Raw genomic sequence first — 23,821 nt, forward strand, 5'->3', positions numbered from 1 at the left:
TTTGCTTTTACTCGCACTAAGATTTTAAAGGAATAACACGATGAAACTTCTTACGACTTTGACAGTTGCTAGCGTACTGGCAGTTTCTGCATCTGTAGCAAATGCACAGACAACACCTGCTGTTGTGGCAACAACTACAGCAGCAACAACTACAACTGCAGCGACAACAGTGGCGACAACAACTTTGGTTGGTGGTGTTACTGTAGGTACAGCAGTAGTTGGTGGTATCGTAGCAGCAGTTGCTATTGCAGCGGTTGTTGACGACGATGGAACAACAGGTACTGTAAGCACACCTAGCACACCTTAATCTAAATAATTAGATTTATAGTTATCAAAAAAGGCGGAATTAATTTTCCGCCTTTTTCTATTCAGGATCTTGATTTATTCGGGGACTTACGCGCCGCTTACATTCGCACGCTTGTAACCATCAACCCAACGCTCAACAATTGCACGCCCTAAAATCGCATCATTGGTGTCAGAGGCAGTAACCAATTCACGTAGGATAGTAGCCACTTCAATCTCAGACAGTTTACCCTCTTGCGCACGCAGGATTTTAGAATGCGGTGTCGTCAACATATCACCGCCAATCAACAACTCTTCATAAAGTTTTTCACCAGGACGCAAACCAGTCACATCGATCGCGATATCACCCTCTGGGTTATCTTCATCTTTTACAGATAAGCCTGACAGCTGAATCATAGAGCGTGCCAAATCTGCGATTCGAACAGGTTTGCCCATATCAAGTACAAACACATCTCCACCACGGGCAAAACTGCCAGCAAGCAGCACCAAACGCGCAGCTTCAGGGATGGTCATAAAGTAACGCGTAACATCAGCGTGGGTCACGGTCAGCGGCCCACCACGTGCAATTTGATCTCGGAACAATGGAATGACCGATCCCGAAGACCCCAATACATTCCCAAACCGAACCATAGAAAACAAAGTATCCTTTGAACGGGACGCAAGATCTTGGATAACCAATTCAGCCAAACGTTTTGATGCACCCATTACATTTGTAGGGCGCACAGCCTTGTCAGTTGAAACAAGAATAAACCGCTCAACATTCGCTTTAAATGCAGCTTCGGCGACGACTCGTGTACCGATCACATTGTTCCGCAACCCCGCCAATTCATTCATTTCAACCAATGGCACATGTTTATAAGCAGCCGCATGAAGCACGGCTTGTACATTGTGTTCTGCAATAGTAGACGCCACCACAACTGCATCCGTCACAGAGCCCAATATAGAGATCAGAGTGATATCCAAATTCTCGGCAATATCATTCAACTCGCGTTCAATGGCGTACAATGCAAATTCAGAGTGCTCGAACAGAATAAGTTTATCAATTTCACAACTCATAAGCTGGCGGCACAGTTCAGATCCAATAGATCCCCCTGCCCCCGTTATCATCACCGTTTTATCTTTGTAAGACTGCGCCACTTCTGGCAAATTCAATTCCACCTTACTGCGGCCTAACAAATCTTCTAAAGAAACGGGCTCTAAGCTTTCCACGAGGCCCTTACCATCAATCATATCTAGGAAAGATGGCAGTATCAAAACTTCGCATTTATATTGGCTTAATTCACGAATCAATGCTTTGCGGCGCGCCTTTGAAGCAGATGGAACCGCTAAAACAATACGGTCTATCCGACGTTCTTTGATAGTTTTTTCAATACACTTTGCCGAATACACAGGCAAACCTGACACGATTAAGCCTGCAAGAGACGGGTTATCATCTACAAAGCAAACTGGTTTTAATTCTGGTGTTTGTGACAATGCAGCAGCCAATTGGCTACCCGCACTACCTGCGCCATAAACCAGCACACGTTTATGCGGTGTGTTCTTTCCATATGCTTTAGTTAAAACAAGCTGACCAAGTAGGCGAATGCCACTGCTTAAAATAAGGAAAGTTAGGCCAAAGATTATAGGAATCGTTCTTGGCGCCTCTAATTTAAACACATAACTTGAAATAATAGCTATAGAAATCAATCCGATAGAGCAAATTCCAATTTTTGAAATAGATCGATTTTCAAATGCCTTTAATTTAACACGCGGCAAGCCTAACCCGACTGCTAACAAAGCACCAAGAACCGTCACCGTTGGAAAAAGCATCCATGATTTTTCCAAAGCCCAATATGGAAACAAAGAGCCATAACGCAGAACGAAAGCTACGTATAAAGCTATTGGAAGAAGCGTAACATCAACACATAGTACAATTATTCTTTTTGACTTACGCGAAAGAGAATTCAAAAAATTAAACATTGGAACTTATTAACCTTGCTTGTTGTGACATTACGAACGCCACACTATTTACTATTTTTTTTAATATCATACGGTAAGGCCCCTCTACAAGATTTGCACCCTAAACTATAAATTAAGAGCAGACCCAAACCAAACCGCCAGCATAAACACAAAAAGCGAAATCTACCCTCTGCAAGTCTTTGTATTTCACATAAAAGTAACAGAACCAAGACAGAATTTAGGATGCACAATAAACAGCAATAAATTGCAGCGAATTCAGACATGGTGGCAAGATTTTTCCTATCGCTCACGGCTAGGGTTTCGCGGCGAAACCTATAGTCTTAGTCTCGGTCTAAATAACGTAAGATGTCTCTTTGAATACGGGCGACGTCATCGCGCATGACCGCCCTACCCTTTAGCTCAATGCGAAAGCCTTTTTCAATCACCTCAGCACTCAACTCGCCACCCTTTTTTAATGGCGCCGCTGGCAACTTAACGGTTTTCGCAGGTCTGCCCCCTTTAGAAGCAGAAGGGACAACAGGCTTTGCCTTTGAAATAACGCCCTCAAGCAAGCGCCACTCTTCTGCGGCATCATTCGGCGTATTCTCTGCTAAAGCCGCCCTAAACGGCTTTAAATCGCCGTCACGAAGCGTTTTAGCCAAACTTAAACCCGCTTTTTCCGTTAAATCAGCCGGAAACTGCAATAAGTCGCCCAAAGCTTCGTGAATTACGGCAAAACTACGCACCTTAGAACGCTTTGCCTTAGAGGCCGACGCAAACAGATGGTCTACAGCTTGCGCAACATCCGCATATACCCCCTGCCCGGCCGCAACCACCGCAATACGGCCACGCTCATAATGGGATAGATCCGCGCGGATTTCATTTTCTTCAACCATATTCAAATACACTTCGGTACTGTCTTTGGCCTCACGTACAAATGCCTTTATGGTGTCAATAGACAAATCTCGCATAGCTGCCAAACGTCGCCAGCCAGAAATCAACCCATACCCATCCTTGGTTTCAACCACTTCGATCGGCGTGCGCAGCCCATTCGATTCGATCGATGACTTCAGTTCAGCCATAGCTTCTGGATCTTGCACCACGCGATCACGGCTTACGTAATCCACGTTGATTTTAGCCACTGGAATTTCTTGCGCCAACAAACCGCTTTGTTTTGCTGCCCGCAACTGTGCGGCATCTACACGATCACCTTGGTCTGCCACCGCAGACATCGCCGCCGCTTCGCCAGCCACCTTGGCAATCGGTGCCATGCTTTTTGTTTCCAATCCCAAGCCTGCCTGGGGTTTCGCCGCGAAACCTGTTTCCAATTCTTTTAAAGCCTCAGCATCTGGGGCCGTTAAACGTTTACGCTTTGCCATTTTCATCACCCATCATCTGTTCATCGCGCCACCATGACCCGATTAATAATTCCTTAAACTCTGCATATGTCCGGTCGAACGCTTCGCGGCCTCGCACATATGTTTCGCGATTGAAATCCCGATAGTCCGCCTCGTAGATCCCATTAACCTGCTCACCCGCTTGTCCAACCAATGCCGTGTAATCTTGACGGTACGCATTCATGAAATCGCCAAAATAGGCTTGGATCACATTCGCCATATCCGTCTGTTGGCTGGCATCAAAGCGGGTCACGATCGCACGCACCACATCCCATTCGAATTTCATCTCTGGCAAACCCGCCTTGCGCAACGCTGCGTTTTCGCCTTCTTCAATAGACGCGAAAGTGGTGTACAACATGTCAAAGAACCGTCCTGTGCTGTCAAACTCTAGAAAGGAAGCACCTAATGGGACGAGCAGGATGTCAGCGGCAGCAAGTGCATTGATAGTCAAATAACCTAGAGCAGGGGGTGTATCCAGTATCACCACATCGTAGTCATCTAAGATACCTTCATCATGTAAAAAATTTTGCAAACCATCCCATAACGCCCAACTGCGTAAACCCATGCGCCAGACGGGGATTTGGAACTCCGCCCAGTATAGATTGAGCTGCGCCCCAATCAGATCGATATTTGGCCAATGCGTGTTCTGAATGACGTTTCGCGACGAAACCTCTAAAGCTTCGGTTAATGTCTCATCCAGCTGTATTTGTGCTGTGCCAGCCGCTTTTCGTACTTCGTTTTCCGCAACAACCGCCTTGGCATAATCTTTGGCGATCAGCGGGAAAACTGTGGACCATTCATCCGGAACATCCCCGCCAAGAATGGATGTCATCGACCCTTGGCTATCGAGATCAATCACCAGCACTTTATAGCCATCCAATGCCGCCGACATCGCCAAATGTGCAGCTGTGCTGGTTTTACCCACACCGCCCTTAAAATTCGCAACTGCAGCCACTTTTGCTGGCTGGCCTTTGGGTCGATAAGGCAGGTATTCTTTGGTACTCACCCCTTCGGATGCAAAATGCGTGCGCAAGGTTAACACCTCTTCAAGCGTAAACCACTTTGAGCCACCTTCGCCTTCGCCTTGCGGGAGGTCCGGATTGGCCTTAAGGACGCGGCGCAAGTGAGCAGGTGCCACAGGAATTAGATATTTAGTCACCTCCCAGGTAGAAAATTTACGCAGACGTTTTTGTCCGTCCGGGGCATACCCACGTTGCGCCAGATCTTCGCGGCCTTTGGCACAGAATGATGCGGCTTTTGCGAATCGCGCTGTGTCGATAGGATCAGGTAACTTACTTGCAGCCACTTGTGGATCGAGGTTCAGATATGGGGGTAGGGGTGTTTGTGATTTGCTCAAAATCTGCATCCTATTAGATGTTCTATGTTTTCTTTGATATGAATAATAATAACGTACATCTTAAAAATCGCAAAGCATTGTTGCTCTTGTTTAAGAATATCTACAGGTTTCGCGGCGAAACCAAATTAAAATCTTATATAAAAGAAGGCACATAAACTGTTTAATTAGTTTAATATATTTAAGATGTTTAGGCTTAGAAAAATATTTTTTTTCAATAGGTTAGTTCAGTTTGGGTACCTGAAATCAGGTTGAAGGGTACCGATTCCCAGTATGAAAGGTACCCTTTTTCGGTGCTAAAGGTACCTTTATACAGGATAAAGGGTTCCGATTCTCAGGGGGGTGAAAATGGCCTGTTTTTAGCCTATTTTGCCCCATTTTTAGCCTTATGTACCGTGTTTTGAGTCCCTTGCGAACGGTGATGACTCTATAAATTAACCCGCAGAGTCTATGGGTACCCGTCTACAGGTTTTGCGGAGAAGAGCCTTAAGAACCCAGATTTATTTGTACATGGGTACCTTTTGTGCAATGGTTTCACAAAACAAGAATCGATGACGATCAGGTGAGCGGACATATGGCACAAGCAGCCCAATTTACAGAACAATTAACTGGTGCGTTGCGGCGTGAGACGGTGAAAAAGCATGTTGGTGCGATACACATCAGCGGTAAACTATCATTGTTGCAGCGCAAACTGTCGAACGTGTTGTTGTTGAATGCCTATGACACTTTGCAAACCAGTCAGAGCCATTCGATTGATGCGAAAACGCTGGCAATGATTGTTGGGTATAATTCGAATGATATGGATACGCTGCGGGCGTCTTTGAAATCCTTAGCCGAAACTGTGGCCGAATGGGACATGCTGGATGAGGACGGCAAACAAGAGTGGGGCGTGTCATCATTACTGTCTTATGCAAAGTTGAAGGGTGGGGTATGTGAATACGCTTATAGCCCTGTTTTAGCGCAAAAGCTGCACGACCCTAAGATTTATGCCTTGATCAATGTTAACATTCAGCGCAATTTTTCCAGTGGCCATGGACTTGCGTTATACGAAAATTGTTATCGCTTTGTACGCACAGGGTCGACGGGCTGGTGGCCGTTGGAAACGTTTCGTAAATTGATGGGTGTGGATGGTAGTTCGTATTACGAGAGCTTCAAACATTTGAATGCAAAGATTATCAAACCTGCTGTAGCAGAGGTTTGTAAAACATCTGATATCTCGATTGAACCTGAGTTTCGTAAGAAGGGCAGGGCGGTGAGTGATATTCGGTTCAAGATCAAAGAAAACCCCCAGCTTGCGATGTTTAATATCGATGACAGTGATGGGCTGCGCGCATCGAAGGTTTATGAGGCGCTATTAGGGCAGGGGGTGTCTGACCGATTGGCGCGACAATGGATTGCAGAACATGGGGATGCTTATATTGCTGAAAAGCTAAACTATGTTGTGGGGCGTAAGACAAAGTCGTCTGTGGGATATCTGACGGCTGCTATTCGGGATGATTATAAGGTAGAGGAAAGTGTTAAACCTTCGACGGAAACTATTGCGGTTTTGGAGGCACAACAACTGAGGGATGCCGCTAATGCACATGTAGAAAATTTACGGTTCATTGACCGTCAAGAACGTATTCGAAAATTTGCTATTGTTGCAGAACTCGTGAGCCATAAAAACCCAACACATAGAGATGCAGATAAAAGATTATTTATTTCTAGTTTAGAAGATGATTTAGAACGTGATGATTTTTTAAAACATGGTTGGGGTTCAGCATTGAATGCAACTAAGATATTTGCTTTTTGGGAGGAGTTACAACCAGAGTGTTTTAAAATTTAAGGGATTGTCTGTAATTTAAGTCTTTAAAATTGTAGTTAGGCGCCTTAGTTAGATGAAAAATATTACGGGCTATTAACTATGAGTACATCTAAAATGTCAGACCAAATAAGAATCGTGGAAAAGAGTGATGAGCTCGACCCTTTTACTTTATTGGAGATTATCTGGCGTGGAAAATTATATATAATTTCATGTGCTTTGTTCGGGGTCTTATTGGGTGGTTTATATGTATTTAGTTTAGCAACGCCTATGTATCCAGCTAAGGCTATTATTGCACTAGAAACTAAAACACAGAATGTCGTTGATATTGAGAGTGTTTTGTCAGGAGAAGTCGGCGGGTCCGAACAAGTAAATACAGAGCTAGAAGTAATCCGTTCTCGCAATATTATTAAGAAGTTAGTTAGCCAGTTAAATCTTATTGATGACCTAGAGTTTAATGATAGACTTAATGAGAGTCGTTTGCCTAACATATTAGGTTGGTCTAAAAGACTTTTCGGTATCCAAGGTGTAATAAAAACTGAAACTGAAATTGTTAACGATGTTATCGACAATGTGATTAATGCTGTGTCTGTTGCCAATGTTCGTCAGTCTTTGGTCTTTTCAATTAATGTTAAAACAACAGATCCAGAGAAATCAGCATTGATTGCAAATACCTTGGCTGAGATTTATATACAAGATGCGCTTGATGTTAAGTTTTTAGCAACAGAGCGAGCAGGAAAATGGTTAAGCGAACGAGCAGCAGAGTTAAAACAAGAATTAGAAAAATCTGAATTGAAAATTAAACAATTTAGTGATGGGACACAGTTGATTAATGAAGATTCCTTAGCGGTTTTGTCTAAACAGTTAAAGGATATGCGTCAGAGGGTTATAGATCTAAAAAGCGATGAGGCTGTACTTAAAGCGAAACTTCAAGCTTTTCGAACAGCAATTAGTTTAGGTGATGTAGAGGGAATATTACAGGCAGCAAACGATACGCGTTTACAAACGATACAACAACGAGTTTCGGAAGGCTTAGCTCGGAGTTTTGAATTTGACGCTCGAGTTGAGGAAATTTCAAAGCAATTAAATACGGATCTTTTACGCGCAGAGCAGCAATATGAAGCAATGGCTCTCTCTGAAAAAACGTTCAGTAAAGAGATTAAAGCCCAATCAGCAGATCTTGTTCAATTGCAGCAATTACAACGTGAAGCACAAGCTAATAGTTTATTATATGAAAGCTTTCTGTCTAGACTTAAGGAAACAACGATTCAGAAAGGTTTACAAACACCAGAAAGTCGTTTGCTTTCCTCTGCTGTCCCTAGGCAGGCATCGTCACCAAAGATAGCTTTTGTGCTAGCCTTTTCGTTTTTTCTAGGCGGAGCCCTTGGTGCAGGAATTATTTTGTTTAGAGAATTTAATAACAATAGCTTCGGGACAGTAGATGAGCTTGAAAGCTATATGGGTATATCTGTTTTGGGCGCAATACCTAAAATAGCAGGTGTTGAACGTAAGGATATATTGTTTTTTGCAATTAAAAACCCAACGTCTGTATTTGCCGAAGCTATTCGTAATTTACGAACCTCCATATTGCTTTCTGATTTAGACCAGCCCCCGCAAGTGATAATGGTTACTTCGTCTGTTCCTGGTGAAGGTAAGACAACAAAGTCTTTGACATTAGCACAAAATTTGTCTGGGCTTTCGAAGCGAGTTATTATTCTGGAGTGTGATATTCGTAAGCGTATTTTTAGTGAGTATTTTAATATTGATGATCAAGTTGGATTCCTATCTGTTATGTCTGGGAATGCCAAATTAAAAGACGCGATACTGAAACATGAGGAAATGGGTGTTGATATTTTGATTGGTGAAAAATCGTCAATAAACGCTGCAGATGTATTCTCTTCGGAGAGATTTGCAGCATTTATTAAACGTCTGCGAACAGAGTATGATTATATTATTATTGATTCTGCGCCAGTATTAGCTGTGCCCGATGCGCGTATTATTGGCCAATATGTTGATGCAATCATTTATTCAGTTTTATGGAATAGCACATCTAAAACACAGCTTAAACAAGGCGTTTCAATGTTTCATAGTGTTGGTTTGAAAATTGATGGGCTGGTTCTTAATAATATTGATGCAAAAGAAATGAGGCGTCGTGGATACTCAGACCAATACGCTTATTCAAGCGATAGCGAATACTATGAGAATTAATAAGTTGAAAGCGTATTAATCGTTAATCGCCCTATCGATAATTGTAGTTGAAGGTAGAAGGTTCGAAATTACACGGTTCCAAGCAGTCACTTTTTGCTCTGATACAAAGATTATATCATTAGGGCGTAGCAGTAGTCGTGTAGTCATTAATAAGTTTGACGCGTCCTTACCGTTTACATGATATGCGGTTATTGGTTTATCATCTGGAATATTTTTGTAACGTAAGACGTAGATTTGCCCAGGATCGCCGTTTTGGTTTTGAATACCTCGTGATGAATAAAGAGCATCAGCTAGTGACGCTTTGTTTTCAAAAGGCAATCGAAAGCGACCTTGCTCACGGACTTCGCCTGTTAGAAAAACATAATCAGATTTTATAGCGCCTAATTCTAACTGTTGTAAAAAGCTGGCACGAACAGCTTCGGTTTCATCTAGCGCTTGTTTTCGAGCTGTGGTTCGGGCCTGAGTTAAAGCTAATTGTTCTGCGGTGTAAGCGCGTGCTCGATCAATCCGGTAATCTTCATCTATGAAAATACTATCGCCATTTTGGAGGGCGATTTTTTGTAGTGATGATTTTTTACGTAATTCTTGTAAAGGGATTTGATATGTTTTGCCATCACGATTGATTCTTGCAACAGCAAATTCTAGGTCAGGCGTTGATATGCCGCCAGCCGTTTGGATCGCATCTTGTAGTGTGAGTTGTTTTAATTTTATTGGTGTGAGTAGGGGGTCATTAACAGCACCAGCTATTGAAACTTTTTGAGAGTTAAATTCTGCAATTTCTAGTGAGAACTTCGGATCTATTTGTCTATTCACTAATGCCCTAAAAACGGCGTTTTCTGCTTCAGACAAAGTTAGACCAGCTACACTGACGCGACCAACTTCGGGTACTGCGATTGCACCATCATCTTGGACAGTATAACCTTGGCGTCTATTTTGTGCAGCAATTAAACCTGTAAGAGCCTCCTGAGTTGTGGGGACTGGTGTGGCTAACAACAGCACGTCCGATACACCAATCTTATATGGCCCCGTTTTAGTTTTAGGTGGTATACTTGTTTGTACAGTACGAGGTAGTGTTGGTAGTGTTTCGATTGGTGAAGGTAAATTTGCACGCGCACTCTGGATTGACTTAAATGATTTCGGTAAGCGCTGAGGTGCATAAGATGTCTCGTTTGCGAACTCAACTGAATATGGAGTGACTTCTATAATTTCGACGAGTTTGTTTGTTTTGCTGACTTTTGGAGAGGTATAAATGCTACCGCATGCGGTTAGTGTTGCAGGTATTGTTAATACAATTGATTTAAACGCATTTTTTTTCATATAAGCACCTATTTGTTAAAAGCTTCTTAGACTAATTAAAACTAAGCGTCGAGAACTCTGCTGGTATTTTATTTTAAAATTATCTACAGGTATTTTATTTATATGTATGTTTAAGAGAAAGCTTATGAAGTTCATCAAGAAGTTGTATGCAGCGCGCCAAAGAAGGGCTGTTCCAGAACCTTTTTCGGCAATGTTAGAACCCTTGGAATCAATTTTTATAATTGGGGATATTCACGGGTGTGCTGACTTACTAAAACAGATATTACGAAAAAGGCCTGATGGAACTAGGTTAATTTTCGTAGGAGATTTGATTGATAGAGGTCATCAAAGCGCAGAGGTGTTGTCCATTGTGAAAAAATTATGTGATCAAGGGGCTATCTGCTTGATGGGCAATCATGAAAAGATGATGTTAGATTTTCTAGAGCGCCCAACGGAAAAAGGCTCGCGTTGGCTAAGGCATGGCGGATTACAAACACTACAAAGCTACAATGTAAGGGGCATTAATGAGCGTTCAAGTGATCAAGAGCTGTTGGCTGCTAGAGATGTATTGCGACGTGTATTACCTGATGGAATGGAACGCTGGATAAGAGATTTGCCCTTGCAGTGGTCTAGTGGAAATGTGCATGTAGTGCATGCGGCTGCTGATCCTAAAGCCCCAATGGGCCAGCAACTTGCAAAAGTGCTTTTATGGGGTTCTAGGCAAATTATGGCCTGTCCAAGACTTGATTGCCAATGGGTTGTACACGGTCATACAATTGTGGAAAAAGCAAATATTATAAATGGTTGCGTTGCGATTGATACAGGCGCATATGCAACTAATTTGTTGACAGGTGCCTACATCAGTTTTGGAAAAGTTACATTTATTGAAACGGGCGATTGAAATAATTTAATGCGCGTTGTAATTGCACTCAGCAATATAAACCTTTACGAAAAGTTTGATTCTCACAATGTCATATATTCCTAATTCTGTTTTAATTACTGGCGGTACTGGTTCTTTTGGAAAAACCATGCTGAAACAACTTTTGAATGCGGGTGTTCCAGAAATACGTATTCTAAGCCGTGATGAAGAAAAACAAGATGCTTTACGTAATGATCTGCGTGATGGTCGTATCAAATATCATATTGGCGATGTACGCGATCGTGAAAGCGTTGATAGAGCGATCAAAGGCGCAGATTGCGTTTTCCATGCGGCGGCTTTGAAGCAAGTCCCATCTTGTGAGTTTTTCCCAATGCAAGCGGTTCAAACAAATATTGTAGGTTCAGAAAATGTTGTGAGGGCCGCCATTGCAGCCGAAGTTAAAAGCCTTGTGTGTTTATCCACGGATAAAGCTGTCTTTCCTGTGAATGCGATGGGCATGTCTAAGGCAATGATGGAAAAAATTGCACAAGCTGGTGCGCGGGAAATCGGCAATGATGCAAAGACAACAATTTCATGTGTACGCTATGGCAATGTTATGTATTCGCGCGGGTCTGCAATTCCTTTGTTTATCAAGCAGGTTAAATCAGGAAAACCGATCACAGTAACAGAACCAACGATGACACGGTTTTTGATGCCACTTCGGGATTCCGTAGCGCTTGTTCAATACGCTTTTGACAAAGCGAACCAAGGTGATTTGTTTATCAAGAAAGCGCCAGCATCGACGATCATTGATTTGGTTCAAGCTATCAAAGAACTATTGGATGCCCCAGATCATCCCGTAGAAGTTATTGGCTGGCGCCATGCAGAGAAACTATATGAAACGCTAGCTTCTGCACAAGAATTGGCGAAATCGGAAGACATGGGTGAATATTACCGTATCCACATGGATAACCGTGATTTGAACTATAAACCATATTTCGAAGAAGGTGATAAGAGCACAGCTACGCTTGAGGATTACCATTCTCATAACACGCAGCAACTTACTGTTCCTGAGGTTAAAGATCTTTTGATGTCTTTACCTGAAGTGCAGGTAGAAGTTGCAGAACATAAGATTGATGGCAAATGAAGATTGTCGTCACAGGAGCGCGTGGTCTTATTGGCTGGCACGCGTCTGCACGATTGCATGCTTTAAATTGCGCAGCACGTTTTAAAGGTGTTCCAGAACCTGTTGAATTGGTGATGCTCGGTCATGCTGATTTTGACGACACAGAACTATTGGTAGATGCATTGCGCAATGCGAAGGCTGTTTTGCACTTTGCAGGTGTCAACCGTGCAGAAAGCGATGATATTGTTGAAAAAGCCAACCCAGAGATCGCGCAAGCCTTGATAAGGGGGTGCGAAATTGCGGGATCTAACCCGCATATTGTTTATGCAAACTCTACACATGCAGATTCTGACACGCCTTATGGTCGTTCAAAACGTATTGCAGGAGAGTTGATTGCATCTCGTGTGTCGAAGTATACGAATTTAGTTTTGCCACATATTTTTGGCGAATGTGCGCGCCCATTTTACAATAATGTGACGGCGACATTAATTCACCAAATTTTTGCAGGTGAAGAGGTTTCGGCAAATCCTGATGGCAAAGTACAGCTGTTGTATGCTGGTGCCGCGGCCCAAGCAGCGATTGATGCTGTAATGAATAACGTTATAGGAGACGTGGTTCCTGAACCGCGATTTTTTACAGTACCTGATTTATTGGAAAAACTAGAAGCATTTCATGCTTCTTATGAGGCAAATATTTACCCAGACGTCTCGGATGATTTCGATCTTGCGTTATTTAACACCTACCGGGTAGCAAGCTATCCAGACAAATGGCCTCGTCCATTGACATTACATACCGATGCGCGTGGTACGCTTTTTGAAGCTGTAAAAGGCGGCGGTGGTGGACAAACATTTATGTCTACAACAGAATCAGGTGTTACGCGCGGGGATCACTACCATTTGCATAAGGTAGAACGTTTTTTGGTTGTTCAAGGTGAAGCCATTATTCGCATACGCAAAGTTTTGTCTGATGAGGTTTGGGAATATCCTGTAAACGGTGATAAACCTACTCCTGTAGACATGCCAACGTTACATACACATTCTATTGAAAATGTAGGTGATGGCCCATTGTTAACGCTGTTCTGGACGCATGATTTATTTGATCCCGCAAACCCAGATACATATGCGGATAAGGTGATAAAATGACGAAATTAAAAGTAATGACTGTTCTTGGAACACGGCCAGAAATTATCCGACTTGCGCGTGTAATGGACCGGTTAAATCAATTTACGGATCATGTCATTGTTCACACTGGCCAGAATTATGATTACGAGTTGAATGAAGTTTTCTTTGAGGATCTTGGTGTTCGCAAGCCTGACCACTTCTTGGGTGTTGGTGGCGGTTCTCTTGGGGAAACGCTTGGCGGTATTCTGACGGAAACAGAAAAAGTTCTGATCGCTGAAAGGCCAGATGCAGTTTTGATCCTTGGGGATACGAATTCAGCCATAAGTGCGATTATGGCGCGTCGCATGAAGATACCTGTTTACCATATGGAAGCAGGTAACCGATCCTTTGACATGAATGTCCCAGAAGAGACCAACCGTCGTTTGGTGGATCATATCGCGGATTTTAATTTGGTTTATACAGAACATGCACGTAGACATTTACTATCCGAAGGTTTGCCGCATCGCCGTATCAATTTAACGGGCAGCCCGATGCGCGAAGTGTTGGAGCATTACCGTTCGCAGATCGATGCGTCAGACGTTCTGGAACGGATTAAATTAAAAGCGGGTGAATATTTTATTGTGTCTTTGCACCGCGAGGAAAATGTAGACAATCAACCGCGCTTAACGGCATTGGTTGAAACGCTTAATGCGATTGCGAAAAAATACGGGTTCCCAGTTATTGTATCGACACATCCGCGTACACGAAAGCGATTAGAGAGCCTTGATATCAAAATTGATCCGTTGGTTGAATACATGAAACCGTTTGGGTTCCATGATTATAACAATCTGCAAATGAATGCATTTTGCGCGATTTCGGATAGCGGTACGATTGCAGAAGAAAGTTCAATACTTGGGTTTCCAGCCATTACACCACGCGATGCAATTGAGCGCCCAGAAGGTGTTGATGTTGGCTGTATTATAATGACGGGTCTTGACCGCGATACGATGGTTAATGGCATCGATGCCGTAACAACGATGTTTGCGGACCGTGTAAAAGAGGGCCGCGCACACCCTGTACCAGCGGATTATTGCATAGAAAATACATCTGAACGCGTTGTGAGTTTAATTCTGGGGACAGCGAAGTTATCAAATGCATGGGATGGAATTCGTAAAAATGATTGATAAATCTGGAATACGTGAGCTGATTACAGAGCATAATGATCAACTATATAGCCTGGATATAAGAACTTCGGCGGCAGACCAATGATGCGCATATTGGATATCATTATATCAGTTGCAATACTTCTGTGTTTGCTGCCATTTTTTTTAGTGATTGTGATTTTTATAAAAATCAAAAGCCCAGGGTCTGCGTTCTTTACTCAAACGCGTATTGGGCGTGATCAGGTTCCGTTTAAGCTTTTGAAATTTCGCACGATGCATATTAAGCAGCCCGATTTGAAAAATGCGACTGTTACAATGCGAGATGACCCAAGATTATATGGTGGGGCTAATTTCCTACGGAAGTATAAAATTGATGAGCTGCCTCAAATACTAAATGTTTTAAGAGGCGAGATGTCTCTTGTTGGTCCGCGACCAACCGTACGAGAAGATTATGAAAAAATGACTGATGAACAACGTCAACGTGCCAAAGTTAAACCTGGGTTGACTGGTTTGGCGCAGATTAGTGGAAATACATCGCTGAGTTGGCATGAGCGAATAAAGTTGGATCTTAAATATATTAGGGAGGCATCAGTTTGGTTAAATCTACAGATAATGATTAAAACCGCTTTTTTGGTATTGAAGGGTCGAGCCGAAACGCATCCATCGTCAGAAGATGAGTGGTCTTAGGAAATGCGCGTAATTTGTTTAGGAATGAATGCAGAGAGTGCAGTGGTTTTAGAAGAATTGCTTGCAAAAAATGTAAATGTTGTAGCAATAGCTGGGTTGCCTAAAGAAGCTGCGGATGGCGTTGCTGATTATTCAGATCTTGCAGTGTTAGCACGTCGTCTCGAAATTCCGTTTGTTCCTGTTACAAATATAAATCATCAGGGAACACTTAAGTCTTTAGAAAAGTACGAAGGTGACGTTCTTTTTATTACTGGATGGAGCCAATTGTTGAAGCAACAGGTGATTGATGTATTTCCTATGGGCGTTGTTGGTAGCCACCCGTCTGCTTTACCTTTTGGACGTGGTCGCGCGCCAATCCCTTGGACGATTTTGCAAAACCTTTCTGAAAGTGCTGTGACACTGTTTCAACTAACGACAGGTGTCGATTCAGGGCATATATTACACCAAGAAGCTTTTAATATTCCTGAACGGTGTGACGCGACACAACTTTACCAACTGGTTTCTAAAAAACTGGCAGAAGCTTTCATCAAGCTACACAAGAACATGTTATTGGGCCCTGTGGAGGGTGCATTGCAAGACAGCAATCATGCAACTTGGCGTGCCAAACGAATTCCATTGGATGGGTGGATTGACTTTAATCAACCCGCAGAGCGGGTTGACCGATTGGTGCGCGCCGTTACCAGCCCATATCCTGGGGCATATTCTTATTTTGGAACACAGCGTGTAGTATTCTCAAGCTCTGAATATGCAAAAGGTGATGATTTAAATTATATTGGCGCTCCAGGGCAGATTTTAAGATCAAGTAATGGAATGCTGTTGGTTCAAACGGGTGACGTTCCTTTGTGGCTGGAGCGGCCTATATCTATAAAAATGTCTCAACCTTTCCGCGTAGGGGATCGTTTTGGTGTTGCGATAGAGGATACATTGATTGCATTAACTCAACGTATAACCGAATTGGAAAGACAGATTGGAAAGATAACACAAAAGGACGTTACAAATGATATATTTTAATAAGGTTTTGGTAGTTGTAGCGCATCCAGATGATGAAGTTTTAGGGGCAGGTGGTTCAATTCGGAAATGGGTAGATGCTGGAGTTCAAGTAGATGTACACGTCATAACAGATGGTTCATCGGCACAATTTGGTGCTGATCAAGCGGCTCGAGATCGCCGCAATGCGCATTTGCAAAATGCCTGCGATATTCTAGGTGTACATAGCTTATTTCACGATGATTTTCCTGATATGCGTTTAGATACAGTGGCTCATATCGAAATTAATAAGGCGATTTCACGAGTTATTTTAAGAGGACAATATGATACAGTTGTCTGTCATCATTCTGGCGATGTTAATAAAGATCACGGTTGTGTCTTTGATTCAGTTCTAGTTGCTACAAGACCAACGCCCGAGCAAACTGTCAGAACTGTAATGACGTTTTTCGTAAACTCATCAAGTGAGTGGGGCGGGGTGTCTGCAGGCCGAATTTTTATACCAAATATTTTTATTGATATTTCTGATACAATTGGTGTCAAACTTACCGCTTTACAAGCATATCAAGATGAGTTGCGAGATGCACCTCACCCGCGGAGTATAGACGCCGTTCAAGCTCGGGCTCGTACACTTGGTAGTGAAATTGGAACAGATTATGCTGAGGGTTTTCATGTGGTGCGAACTATTCTTTAGAAATTTAACTTTGAAAGTGGGGAATAAAATAGTGAGCCTTGCAGATATTGATTTTAATAATGGGGAAAAATATTGATGAATGCTGATTTTACCCCTGTGATTATAATAGGTGCAGGCCGATCTGGTACTAATCTATTACGGGACTGTTTAACTCGGCTTCCAGAATTCGAAACATGGCAATGTGATGAAATTCAGCCTATATGGCGACATAAAAACGTTAGGTTTAAGACTGATGAATTGCCAGCTTCTCGTGTGAGCCCTGATGTCAAAAAATTTATAAGAAACGCATTTAATAAATTATGGCGGCAAACTGGGCACCCAAAGTTTGTTGTCGAAAAAACCTGCGCCAATACACTGAGAATACCATTTGTTGATGCTGTGCTTCCAGAAGCTGTCTATATTCATTTGATTCGTCATGGGGCTGATGTTGTACGTTCAGCGGAAAAACGATGGCGTGGGGATTTAGAGGTCCCGTCATTTGCTTATTATGCTGCAAAAGCACGATTTATTCCCTTTTCAGATTTGTGGCTATATTTATGGGAGTTTGTTTCAAAACGGACTTTTATGGTCTTGGGGCAGGAAGAAAGGCTTTCAACTTGGGGCCCGAGATTTGAAGGTATCGATGATTGGAGTGACCGAGATTTAGATGAAGTTTGCGCCAAACAATGGAGTTGTTGTGTAAGTAGTACATTGAATGCTTTGGCGGATATAGATTCTAAAAGACAAATTACGATCTATTATGAAGATTTAGTGCTAAACCCAACAGCGGAATTAGAACGCGTGTTAAATGCGTTGGATGTTCGTTTGCCTGTTTCTATGATAAATGAAGCAGTGGCAATCGTTAGGACGAAAGAAAGCAATAAGGGTGTGCGCGACGTGAAAAACAAAAAAGTTTTGGATATATTAACGCCTGCACTTAAAGCACTTGGTTATGGAATAACAAAATGAGAATTTGGCTTTCGAAACCCCATATGTCTGGTCGTGAGCGTGAGTATGTATCTGAAGCATTTGATAGTAATTTCGTGGCGCCACTTGGCCCACAGTTAAATGCATTTGAAAAATCTGTTTCAGATTATTTAGGTGGTCATGTGCATTGTGTTGGTTTGTCATCGGGATCGGCTGCTTTGCATTTAGCGCTGCGTCTTGTTGGTGTGAATAAGGATGACGAAGTTTGGATTTCGTCTATGACATTTGCAGGGGGTATTTTTCCTGTTTTATATCAAGGCGCAAAACCAGTGTTCTTTGATTTAGATGCGAGCAGTTGGACTGTTTATTGTGATCTATTAGAGGAAGAGTTGAAAAAGGCAAATGCAAAGAATGCATTACCAAAAGCAATTGTTCCCACAGATCTATATGGACAAAGTGTTGATCTGGATCCGCTTGAAAAAATGACCAACCAGTACGGTGTGGCATTGGTTGTGGACAGTGCAGAAAGCCTTGGATCTAGTTACAAGAAGGGTCGCAAATGTGGCACGGGTGGGGATGTTTCAATTTTATCTTTTAATGGAAACAAGATTATCACCACTTCGGGTGGTGGTATGCTTGTTACGCATAATGAAAAAATAGCGGATGAGGCGCGTTTTTTAGCAACGCAAGCGCGTGATAATGCTCCGCACTATGAGCATTCTACATATGGCTATAATTACAGATTAAGTAATATTTGCGCTGGCATTGGATTAGGGCAAATGGAGGTTCTGGATGATCGTGTTGCGCGCCGTCGCGAAATCAATGCACGATATCGCAAAGAATTGGGCCGTAGCGGTATTCAGTTTATGCCAGAGCAAAAGGGATGTTATTCATCACAATGGCTGACTGCAGCGACTTTTGATGAAGATATTTTGGGAGTGTGTCGTGAAACGATCAGATTAAAATTGATGCAAGATGAAGTTGAAACACGCCCATTGTGGAAACCCATGCACATGCAGCCGCTTTTTGAGGGCACCCATTATATAGGCAGCGGTTTTGATGAAGCATTATTTGCAAATGGCTTATGTTTGCCGTCTGGTAGTTGCTTGACGGAAGCCGAGCAAACAGAGGTAATTGAACGTATTTTAGATATAATTGATCAGGCATAGTTTTTTAATGAAGATTTTGTTAACGCACCGTTATTACTGGCCCGATACTGCGCCCTATGCCTTGATGTTACGTATTATTGCGCAGCATTTTTCATCAAAGGGCCATGATGTAAATGTATTCGCATCAAAGGTTTCTTATCGTGATATGCAGAATGCTGATGACACAAGTGAAGCAGATAAGAAAATCAAGGTGCATCGCACGTGGGTTTTTAATGAAAGCACACGCAATCCGTTGATAAGAATTTTAAATGTGATCATATACTGTGTTACATTATGTCTGCATATTCTGCGTACGAAACCTGATGTTGTAACCGCTTCAACGTTTCCACCCGTAATAGCTGCCTGGTTTGCAAGTTGGGCATCGCGTATTGTTGGTGCAAAGTTTATTTACCATATGATGGATATTCACCCAGAAGTTTCAGAATATAGTGGTGGTTTATTAGGTCGTAGGCTGCCTGCGAAGATATTACGTGCAATGGATAATCAAACTTTGAAGCGCAGTTTTGCTATCGTTGTTTTGAGTAACGATATGGGAACAACTCTAAAGGCGCGAAGTATAGGCGAATTACCTATTCATGTTATCAGTAACTTCATGCTTGATTCTACAATGGATGTAGCTCCTCCTGCTGAATTAGTTAAGCAATCTGGAAAAATCAGAGTGATATTTGCAGGCAATTTAGGCCGTTATCAAAATCTAGATTTATTGGTTGAAGGGGTTGCTAAGTGTTTTCCAGATTACCCAAATCTTGAACTATTATTATTAGGTGATGGGATATTATTACCTTCACTAAAGAGAAAGTGGGAGCACCACTCGCAAGTTAAATTTGGGCCCTTTTTACCTTTTGCTCAAGCAAGATCATTGATTCGTGATGCTGATATTGGCGTTATTTCCTTGAGTTCTAATATTTATAAAGTGGCGTCGCCTTCAAAAACACAAACATATTTAGGTTTGAGTCTACCTGTTATGCTTATGGTTGAAGCAAAAAGTGAACTGGCTAAAACAGTGGAAAATAATAACTTGGGAAGTGTTGTTGCAAACATTGACCCAGAAGGCGTTTCACTTGCTTTAAAAAAGCATATTGATTGCCCATTTGACAGAAATAACATATCAGAATGGTATGAAGATAATGTAAGCTCAGCTGTTGCGTTAAGTAAGTTTTCTAAGCTCCTTCAAGAAAGATAGAGAAATGAAGGCTTTAAACCGTGGTGCTTTGTTTACATTTTCTTTAGTTTTTGTTGGGCTTGTTACTGGGTTTTTTCGGGAAATACTTCTTGCCTTTTATTTTGGTACCTCGCGTGATGTAGAAATCTTTCGTGTTGCATTTGGTCTTCCTAGTATTTTTAGTGATAGCCTCGCTATTTCATTTGTTTCTATGCTGATCCCTGTATTGATTGCTGGAGAGGATAGAGATTTACTAGATGCGAAGCGATTAGTTGTATGGGCATCTTTCCTACTAGCTATTTTTGTTGTTGTAACAGGTTTGTTGACGATGCATTGGCAAGCAGCGTTCTTGGCTCCTGGAATTCTTGGCGAGGATAGAGAGGAATTAATAGTTATAGGTAGAATTTGTTGGGGTATGTGTTTTCTGACTCTTTGCTCACTTCCTTTACGCGCAATCATGAGTGTTCGGGAGCTTACTTGGCCAGGAGCTGCTTCACAGAGTATTCGTTCTGGTATCTTTTTAATAACATTAGTAGTTCTTGTGACTATATCAGGCGGGACAGATATAATGTTTGCTGGATATGCAGCATTAATGGCGGGCTTTGCAGTGCTTACAATTCATGTGGTAGCAATTGGGGCAATTGATCGGCATAACTTAAGAAATATATTTATAAGTGGCCCAAAAGTAGACACTATTTTTCCACTTGTAACTACTCTTAGCGTTGTATTTATTTCGCAGGTTTTGTGGAATTCAGGTCGGCTAATTGATCGAGCTATCGCTACAAATATTGAGGTTGGCACTTTAGCAGCTCTTGAATACAGCTATGCTATTTTGATGGCAGTAGCGATGGTTATCGGGACCTCTACAAATATCATATTTGCTCCACGAATTGGGCGTGCTCTAAAATCTAGTCAAAAAATACCAAACCAATATTGGAAGATAATTTTTGGTATTTCAAGTGTAGCTTTTTTTGTTGGTATAGGTATGTCCTTCATATCAAGCTCTCTTGTTAGCCTGGTTTTTGAAAATGGTGTATTTACTGCGGAAGACACATCATTAACTGCCAGAATTATGAGTTTGCATTTAATAGGTTTAGGGCCATTGGTTATGGTTTTAATTTTAACGCAGGTTTTGATATTGATGAGACTGCACAAGTGGTTGATACCAATCGCTGGCATGAAACTTTTAGTAAAAAGTATAGTGTTATATTTTTTACTGGAAGCAGAGTTTGGGCTAGACGGGATTGCAATCAGTCTGGGCATTTCGGAATCTATAACGGTTTTAATGCTGCTTGTATTAATAAAGCGATCTTCTTGATACAGCAAACAAGAGAGAGCATAGGGGAAAGTATTAATGCTTGGATATTTGACGTTTTATATTTTGCATTTTTGCCTAAGTTTTCTTAAGCCTAATAACCGAGCCGTCTTTTGTACTTTTGTCCTGCTTAATGTCTTTTTTGTAGGCTTTAGATATGAAGTAGGTTTTGATTGGGTCGTTTATAAGGACTTATATGCTTATCTTTTAAAAAATGAAACAACTGACATATTGGGTAATATATTCCGTATTCAGTTTCTTTTTAAACAAGAACTTGGATATATTTTATTAACTGCTTTATTTACCCGGATATTTGAAAATTATGAAATTATGCAAGCGATGCTATTTTGCTTCTTCCTTTATAGTTTTATCAGTTTAGGTCGGTCCTTAGGCACAAGAAATATTATTGCAGCATTCACTATAGTTCATTTATTTCTCTTAATCTCACTTGAGTTTTCTACAGCCAGGCAGCTTGTGGCGATTAGTTGTTTGAATCTTGGCTTAGCTGCGTATTTTATGAAAAAGATGCGAGTAGCGATTATATGGATATTTACTTCTATGTTTATGCAAATATCTGTAATGATTTATATAGCTGCCTTGTTGTTTGCAATAGGTGCTCCTAAGAAGATTTGGTTAACTGCGGCTGTAGGTATCCTTTTTGCGACTCTCACGAATGTAACAAATATCAGCTTTCTTTTGGGAGGATTATTACCTGTCGAATTAGGGTTTAAAGTTAATTACTATTTAGAAGAAAAAGAATATCTATCTAATATTTACGAGGTTATTTTTTCATTGGCCTTCTTTGTATTCGTTATATTTTTTACTCTATCTCGTAAAAAGAACACACTAGTTGAACAAAACCTTGGTACAGATAAGATTATCAAAATGATATTATTCTTAGCTATTTTAGCTATAGCATTTTTCAGTATCAACACGATTAGAAATAGAATCCTTTATGAACTAATTATTTTGCTAAGCCTTTATATATATGTTCCTAATCTTATGGTCCCACGTAAAATAAAAGCTATTATAGTTTGTTTTGGACTTGTATTTTTAGGCGGTACTTTGGTCAAACAGTTAAGTTTTGTATATAATCCATATCAAAACTACATCATGTATAGCTTGTTTGATAAAGATAGTGATGGTCGAGAGCGACAAGATAAGTTAAGGGACTTAATCAGGTGATGAATCCCTTAACAATCAATACTTATATAAAAATAAAATCATCTTCTGTGATGTTGCTACTATTAATACCTAAAATTATGATACTTGATCCGCTGGCGTAATCTATCTGAGTGTTACCTGAGTTATTACTAATAGTGAGGTCACTATATTCAATGCCACCATTCATATGAATCATATCACTTCCATCTTCAAAACCAATAATTGTGTCGCTTCCATCACCAGATTCAAAAATGAAAGTATCGTCACCAGAGCCACCATTTAAGGTGTCATTTCCTGCGCCACCATCTAAGCTATTGCTTGCGGCATCACCAATTAATAGGTCCCCAAATTGAGAGCCAATAAGGTTTTCGATACCGATAAGGCTGCCGATTTCTGCATATGTATCGGATTGGTTATTTCCACTCCATCCATTGTTTGAGGCAAGGTTTGCATTCACAGCGGCTGCTGAGTTAGCATAAGAAACGGTGTCATTTCCTGCGCCACCATTGAAAACATCTTTGCCAGAACCACCATTTAAGGTGTCGTCACCAGAGCCACCATTTAAGGTGTCGTTATTGGCACCGCCGTTAAGAATATCATTGTCGTCGCCACCATTTAGTACGTCATTGTTATTGCCACCATTTAAGGTGTCATCACCAGTACCACCATTTAAGGTATCGTCACCAGAGCCACCATTTAAGGTGTCATTTCCTGCGCCACCCTCTAAGCTATTGTTTCCAGCATCACCAATTAATAGGTCATCAAATTGAGAGCCAATAAGGTTTTCGATACCGATAAGGCTGCCGATTTCTGCATATGTATCGGATTGGTTATTTCCACTCCATCCATTGTTTGAGGCAAGGTTTGCATTCACAGCGGCTGCTGAGTTAGCATAAGAAACGGTGTCATTTCCTGCGCCACCATTGAAAACATCTTTGCCAGAACCACCATTTAAGGTGTCGTCACCAGAGCCACCATTTAGGGTGTCATTTCCCGCGCCACCATCTAAGCTATTGCTTGCGGCATCACCAATTAATAGGTCCCCAAATTGAGAGCCAATAAGGTTTTCGATACCGATAAGGCTGCCGATTTCTGCATATGTATCGGATTGGTTATTTCCACTCCATCCATTGTTTGAGGCAAGGTTTGCATTCACAGCGGCTGCTGAGTTAGCATAAGAAACGGTGTCATTTCC

Annotated in this window: 20 protein-coding genes; 15 read left to right on the forward strand and 5 right to left on the reverse strand. The window is 41.6% G+C overall.

All coding sequences use genetic code 11. The annotated features are described in order from the left end of the window. Window positions 1–40: 40 nt before the first annotated feature. Complete coding sequence (locus tag F9L33_RS15525; RefSeq protein WP_152143735.1) at window positions 41–307, forward strand: hypothetical protein; 267 nt, start codon at window positions 41–43, stop codon at window positions 305–307. 86 nt (window positions 308–393) lie between these two features. Here F9L33_RS15525 and F9L33_RS15530 read toward each other — a convergent pair whose 3' ends face one another. From F9L33_RS15530 to F9L33_RS15540, 3 genes are all read right to left on the reverse strand, one after another. After that, complete coding sequence (locus tag F9L33_RS15530) at window positions 394–2,112, reverse strand: nucleoside-diphosphate sugar epimerase/dehydratase (RefSeq protein WP_226804185.1); 1,719 nt, start codon at window positions 2,110–2,112, stop codon at window positions 394–396. Window positions 2,113–2,582: 470 nt separating this feature from the next. Beyond that, window positions 2,583–3,620 (reverse strand): ParB/RepB/Spo0J family partition protein, encoded by a 1,038-nt coding sequence (locus F9L33_RS15535; protein WP_152143737.1) that lies wholly within the window; start codon window positions 3,618–3,620, stop codon window positions 2,583–2,585. Further along, window positions 3,607–5,004 (reverse strand): AAA family ATPase, encoded by a 1,398-nt coding sequence (locus tag F9L33_RS15540; protein ID WP_152143738.1) that lies wholly within the window; start codon window positions 5,002–5,004, stop codon window positions 3,607–3,609. Before F9L33_RS15540 ends, F9L33_RS15535 begins: the two co-directional genes overlap by 14 nt. Before the next feature lie 562 nt (window positions 5,005–5,566). Here F9L33_RS15540 and F9L33_RS15545 point away from each other — a divergent pair. Then, window positions 5,567–6,817 carry a replication initiation protein gene (locus F9L33_RS15545; RefSeq protein WP_152143739.1) on the forward strand — a complete coding sequence of 417 codons (1,251 nt, stop codon included), beginning with the start codon at window positions 5,567–5,569 and terminating at the stop codon, window positions 6,815–6,817. 93 nt (window positions 6,818–6,910) lie between these two features. Further along, window positions 6,911–9,001: a polysaccharide biosynthesis tyrosine autokinase gene (locus F9L33_RS15550; protein WP_226804187.1), complete on the forward strand. Its 2,091-nt coding sequence runs from the start codon at window positions 6,911–6,913 to the stop codon at window positions 8,999–9,001. 15 nt (window positions 9,002–9,016) lie between these two features. On the opposite strand, the gene F9L33_RS15555 is transcribed toward F9L33_RS15550, so the two are convergent. After that, window positions 9,017–10,318: a polysaccharide biosynthesis/export family protein gene (locus F9L33_RS15555; RefSeq protein WP_152143741.1), complete on the reverse strand. Its 1,302-nt coding sequence runs from the start codon at window positions 10,316–10,318 to the stop codon at window positions 9,017–9,019. Between the two features lie 124 nt (window positions 10,319–10,442). Between F9L33_RS15555 and F9L33_RS15560 the strand changes: the two genes are divergently transcribed. From F9L33_RS15560 to F9L33_RS15615, 12 genes are all read left to right on the forward strand, one after another. Beyond that, entirely contained in the window at window positions 10,443–11,198 is a 756-nt protein-coding gene (locus F9L33_RS15560; RefSeq protein WP_226804193.1) for a metallophosphoesterase, read from the forward strand. 67 nt (window positions 11,199–11,265) lie between these two features. Then, on the forward strand, window positions 11,266–12,303 hold the full coding sequence (locus F9L33_RS15565; RefSeq protein ID WP_152143742.1) for a polysaccharide biosynthesis protein: 1,038 nt from the start codon (window positions 11,266–11,268) through the stop codon (window positions 12,301–12,303). Then, window positions 12,300–13,424, forward strand: coding sequence for an NAD-dependent epimerase/dehydratase family protein (locus tag F9L33_RS15570; protein ID WP_152143743.1), 1,125 nt, complete (start codon window positions 12,300–12,302; stop codon window positions 13,422–13,424). Before F9L33_RS15565 ends, F9L33_RS15570 begins: the two co-directional genes overlap by 4 nt. Next, complete coding sequence (gene wecB, locus F9L33_RS15575) at window positions 13,421–14,566, forward strand: non-hydrolyzing UDP-N-acetylglucosamine 2-epimerase (protein ID WP_152143744.1); 1,146 nt, start codon at window positions 13,421–13,423, stop codon at window positions 14,564–14,566. The genes F9L33_RS15570 and wecB overlap by 4 nt, the downstream gene beginning before the upstream one ends. Window positions 14,567–14,659: 93 nt before the next feature. Beyond that, window positions 14,660–15,232, forward strand: a complete 573-nt coding sequence (locus tag F9L33_RS15580; RefSeq protein WP_193222081.1) for a sugar transferase — start codon at window positions 14,660–14,662, stop codon at window positions 15,230–15,232. 3 nt (window positions 15,233–15,235) lie between these two features. Then, window positions 15,236–16,243 carry a methionyl-tRNA formyltransferase gene (locus F9L33_RS15585; protein ID WP_152143746.1) on the forward strand — a complete coding sequence of 336 codons (1,008 nt, stop codon included), beginning with the start codon at window positions 15,236–15,238 and terminating at the stop codon, window positions 16,241–16,243. Beyond that, window positions 16,230–16,910, forward strand: coding sequence for a PIG-L deacetylase family protein (locus tag F9L33_RS15590; protein ID WP_152143747.1), 681 nt, complete (start codon window positions 16,230–16,232; stop codon window positions 16,908–16,910). The genes F9L33_RS15585 and F9L33_RS15590 overlap by 14 nt, the downstream gene beginning before the upstream one ends. A gap of 75 nt (window positions 16,911–16,985) precedes the next feature. Beyond that, window positions 16,986–17,858 carry a sulfotransferase gene (locus F9L33_RS15595; protein WP_152143748.1) on the forward strand — a complete coding sequence of 291 codons (873 nt, stop codon included), beginning with the start codon at window positions 16,986–16,988 and terminating at the stop codon, window positions 17,856–17,858. Then, window positions 17,855–18,985 carry a DegT/DnrJ/EryC1/StrS aminotransferase family protein gene (locus F9L33_RS15600; RefSeq protein WP_152143749.1) on the forward strand — a complete coding sequence of 377 codons (1,131 nt, stop codon included), beginning with the start codon at window positions 17,855–17,857 and terminating at the stop codon, window positions 18,983–18,985. The genes F9L33_RS15595 and F9L33_RS15600 overlap by 4 nt, the downstream gene beginning before the upstream one ends. A 7-nt stretch (window positions 18,986–18,992) precedes the next feature. Next, window positions 18,993–20,168: a glycosyltransferase family 4 protein gene (locus F9L33_RS15605; RefSeq protein WP_152143750.1), complete on the forward strand. Its 1,176-nt coding sequence runs from the start codon at window positions 18,993–18,995 to the stop codon at window positions 20,166–20,168. Window positions 20,169–20,172: 4 nt separating this feature from the next. After that, complete coding sequence (locus F9L33_RS15610; protein ID WP_152143751.1) at window positions 20,173–21,465, forward strand: lipid II flippase MurJ; 1,293 nt, start codon at window positions 20,173–20,175, stop codon at window positions 21,463–21,465. 36 nt (window positions 21,466–21,501) lie between these two features. Then, window positions 21,502–22,647, forward strand: a complete 1,146-nt coding sequence (locus tag F9L33_RS15615) for an EpsG family protein (RefSeq protein WP_152143752.1) — start codon at window positions 21,502–21,504, stop codon at window positions 22,645–22,647. 22 nt (window positions 22,648–22,669) lie between these two features. Here the strand turns inward: F9L33_RS15615 and F9L33_RS15620 are convergent. After that, on the reverse strand, window positions 22,670–23,821 hold a 1,152-nt coding region (locus F9L33_RS15620; protein ID WP_304505328.1), incomplete at its 5' end, for a calcium-binding protein.

The organism is Amylibacter sp. SFDW26 (assembly GCF_009184395.1).
Lineage (GTDB): Bacteria > Pseudomonadota > Alphaproteobacteria > Rhodobacterales > Rhodobacteraceae > Amylibacter.

Coding starts and splice junctions, on each gene's coding strand:
- F9L33_RS15560 (WP_226804193.1), top strand. CDS start 10,443: ATGAAGTTCATCAAGAAGTTGTATGCAGCGCGCCAAAGAAGGGCTGTT.
- wecB (WP_152143744.1), top strand. CDS start 13,421: ATGACGAAATTAAAAGTAATGACTGTTCTTGGAACACGGCCAGAAATT.
- F9L33_RS15585 (WP_152143746.1), top strand. CDS start 15,236: ATGCGCGTAATTTGTTTAGGAATGAATGCAGAGAGTGCAGTGGTTTTA.
- F9L33_RS15530 (WP_226804185.1), bottom strand. CDS start 2,112: ATGCTTTTTCCAACGGTGACGGTTCTTGGTGCTTTGTTAGCAGTCGGG.
- F9L33_RS15535 (WP_152143737.1), bottom strand. CDS start 3,620: ATGGCAAAGCGTAAACGTTTAACGGCCCCAGATGCTGAGGCTTTAAAA.
- F9L33_RS15605 (WP_152143750.1), top strand. CDS start 18,993: ATGAAGATTTTGTTAACGCACCGTTATTACTGGCCCGATACTGCGCCC.
- F9L33_RS15590 (WP_152143747.1), top strand. CDS start 16,230: ATGATATATTTTAATAAGGTTTTGGTAGTTGTAGCGCATCCAGATGAT.
- F9L33_RS15595 (WP_152143748.1), top strand. CDS start 16,986: ATGAATGCTGATTTTACCCCTGTGATTATAATAGGTGCAGGCCGATCT.
- F9L33_RS15610 (WP_152143751.1), top strand. CDS start 20,173: ATGAAGGCTTTAAACCGTGGTGCTTTGTTTACATTTTCTTTAGTTTTT.
- F9L33_RS15545 (WP_152143739.1), top strand. CDS start 5,567: ATGGCACAAGCAGCCCAATTTACAGAACAATTAACTGGTGCGTTGCGG.
- F9L33_RS15565 (WP_152143742.1), top strand. CDS start 11,266: ATGTCATATATTCCTAATTCTGTTTTAATTACTGGCGGTACTGGTTCT.
- F9L33_RS15570 (WP_152143743.1), top strand. CDS start 12,300: ATGAAGATTGTCGTCACAGGAGCGCGTGGTCTTATTGGCTGGCACGCG.
- F9L33_RS15555 (WP_152143741.1), bottom strand. CDS start 10,318: ATGAAAAAAAATGCGTTTAAATCAATTGTATTAACAATACCTGCAACA.
- F9L33_RS15550 (WP_226804187.1), top strand. CDS start 6,911: ATGTCAGACCAAATAAGAATCGTGGAAAAGAGTGATGAGCTCGACCCT.
- F9L33_RS15525 (WP_152143735.1), top strand. CDS start 41: ATGAAACTTCTTACGACTTTGACAGTTGCTAGCGTACTGGCAGTTTCT.
- F9L33_RS15600 (WP_152143749.1), top strand. CDS start 17,855: ATGAGAATTTGGCTTTCGAAACCCCATATGTCTGGTCGTGAGCGTGAG.
- F9L33_RS15540 (WP_152143738.1), bottom strand. CDS start 5,004: ATGCAGATTTTGAGCAAATCACAAACACCCCTACCCCCATATCTGAAC.
- F9L33_RS15615 (WP_152143752.1), top strand. CDS start 21,502: ATGCTTGGATATTTGACGTTTTATATTTTGCATTTTTGCCTAAGTTTT.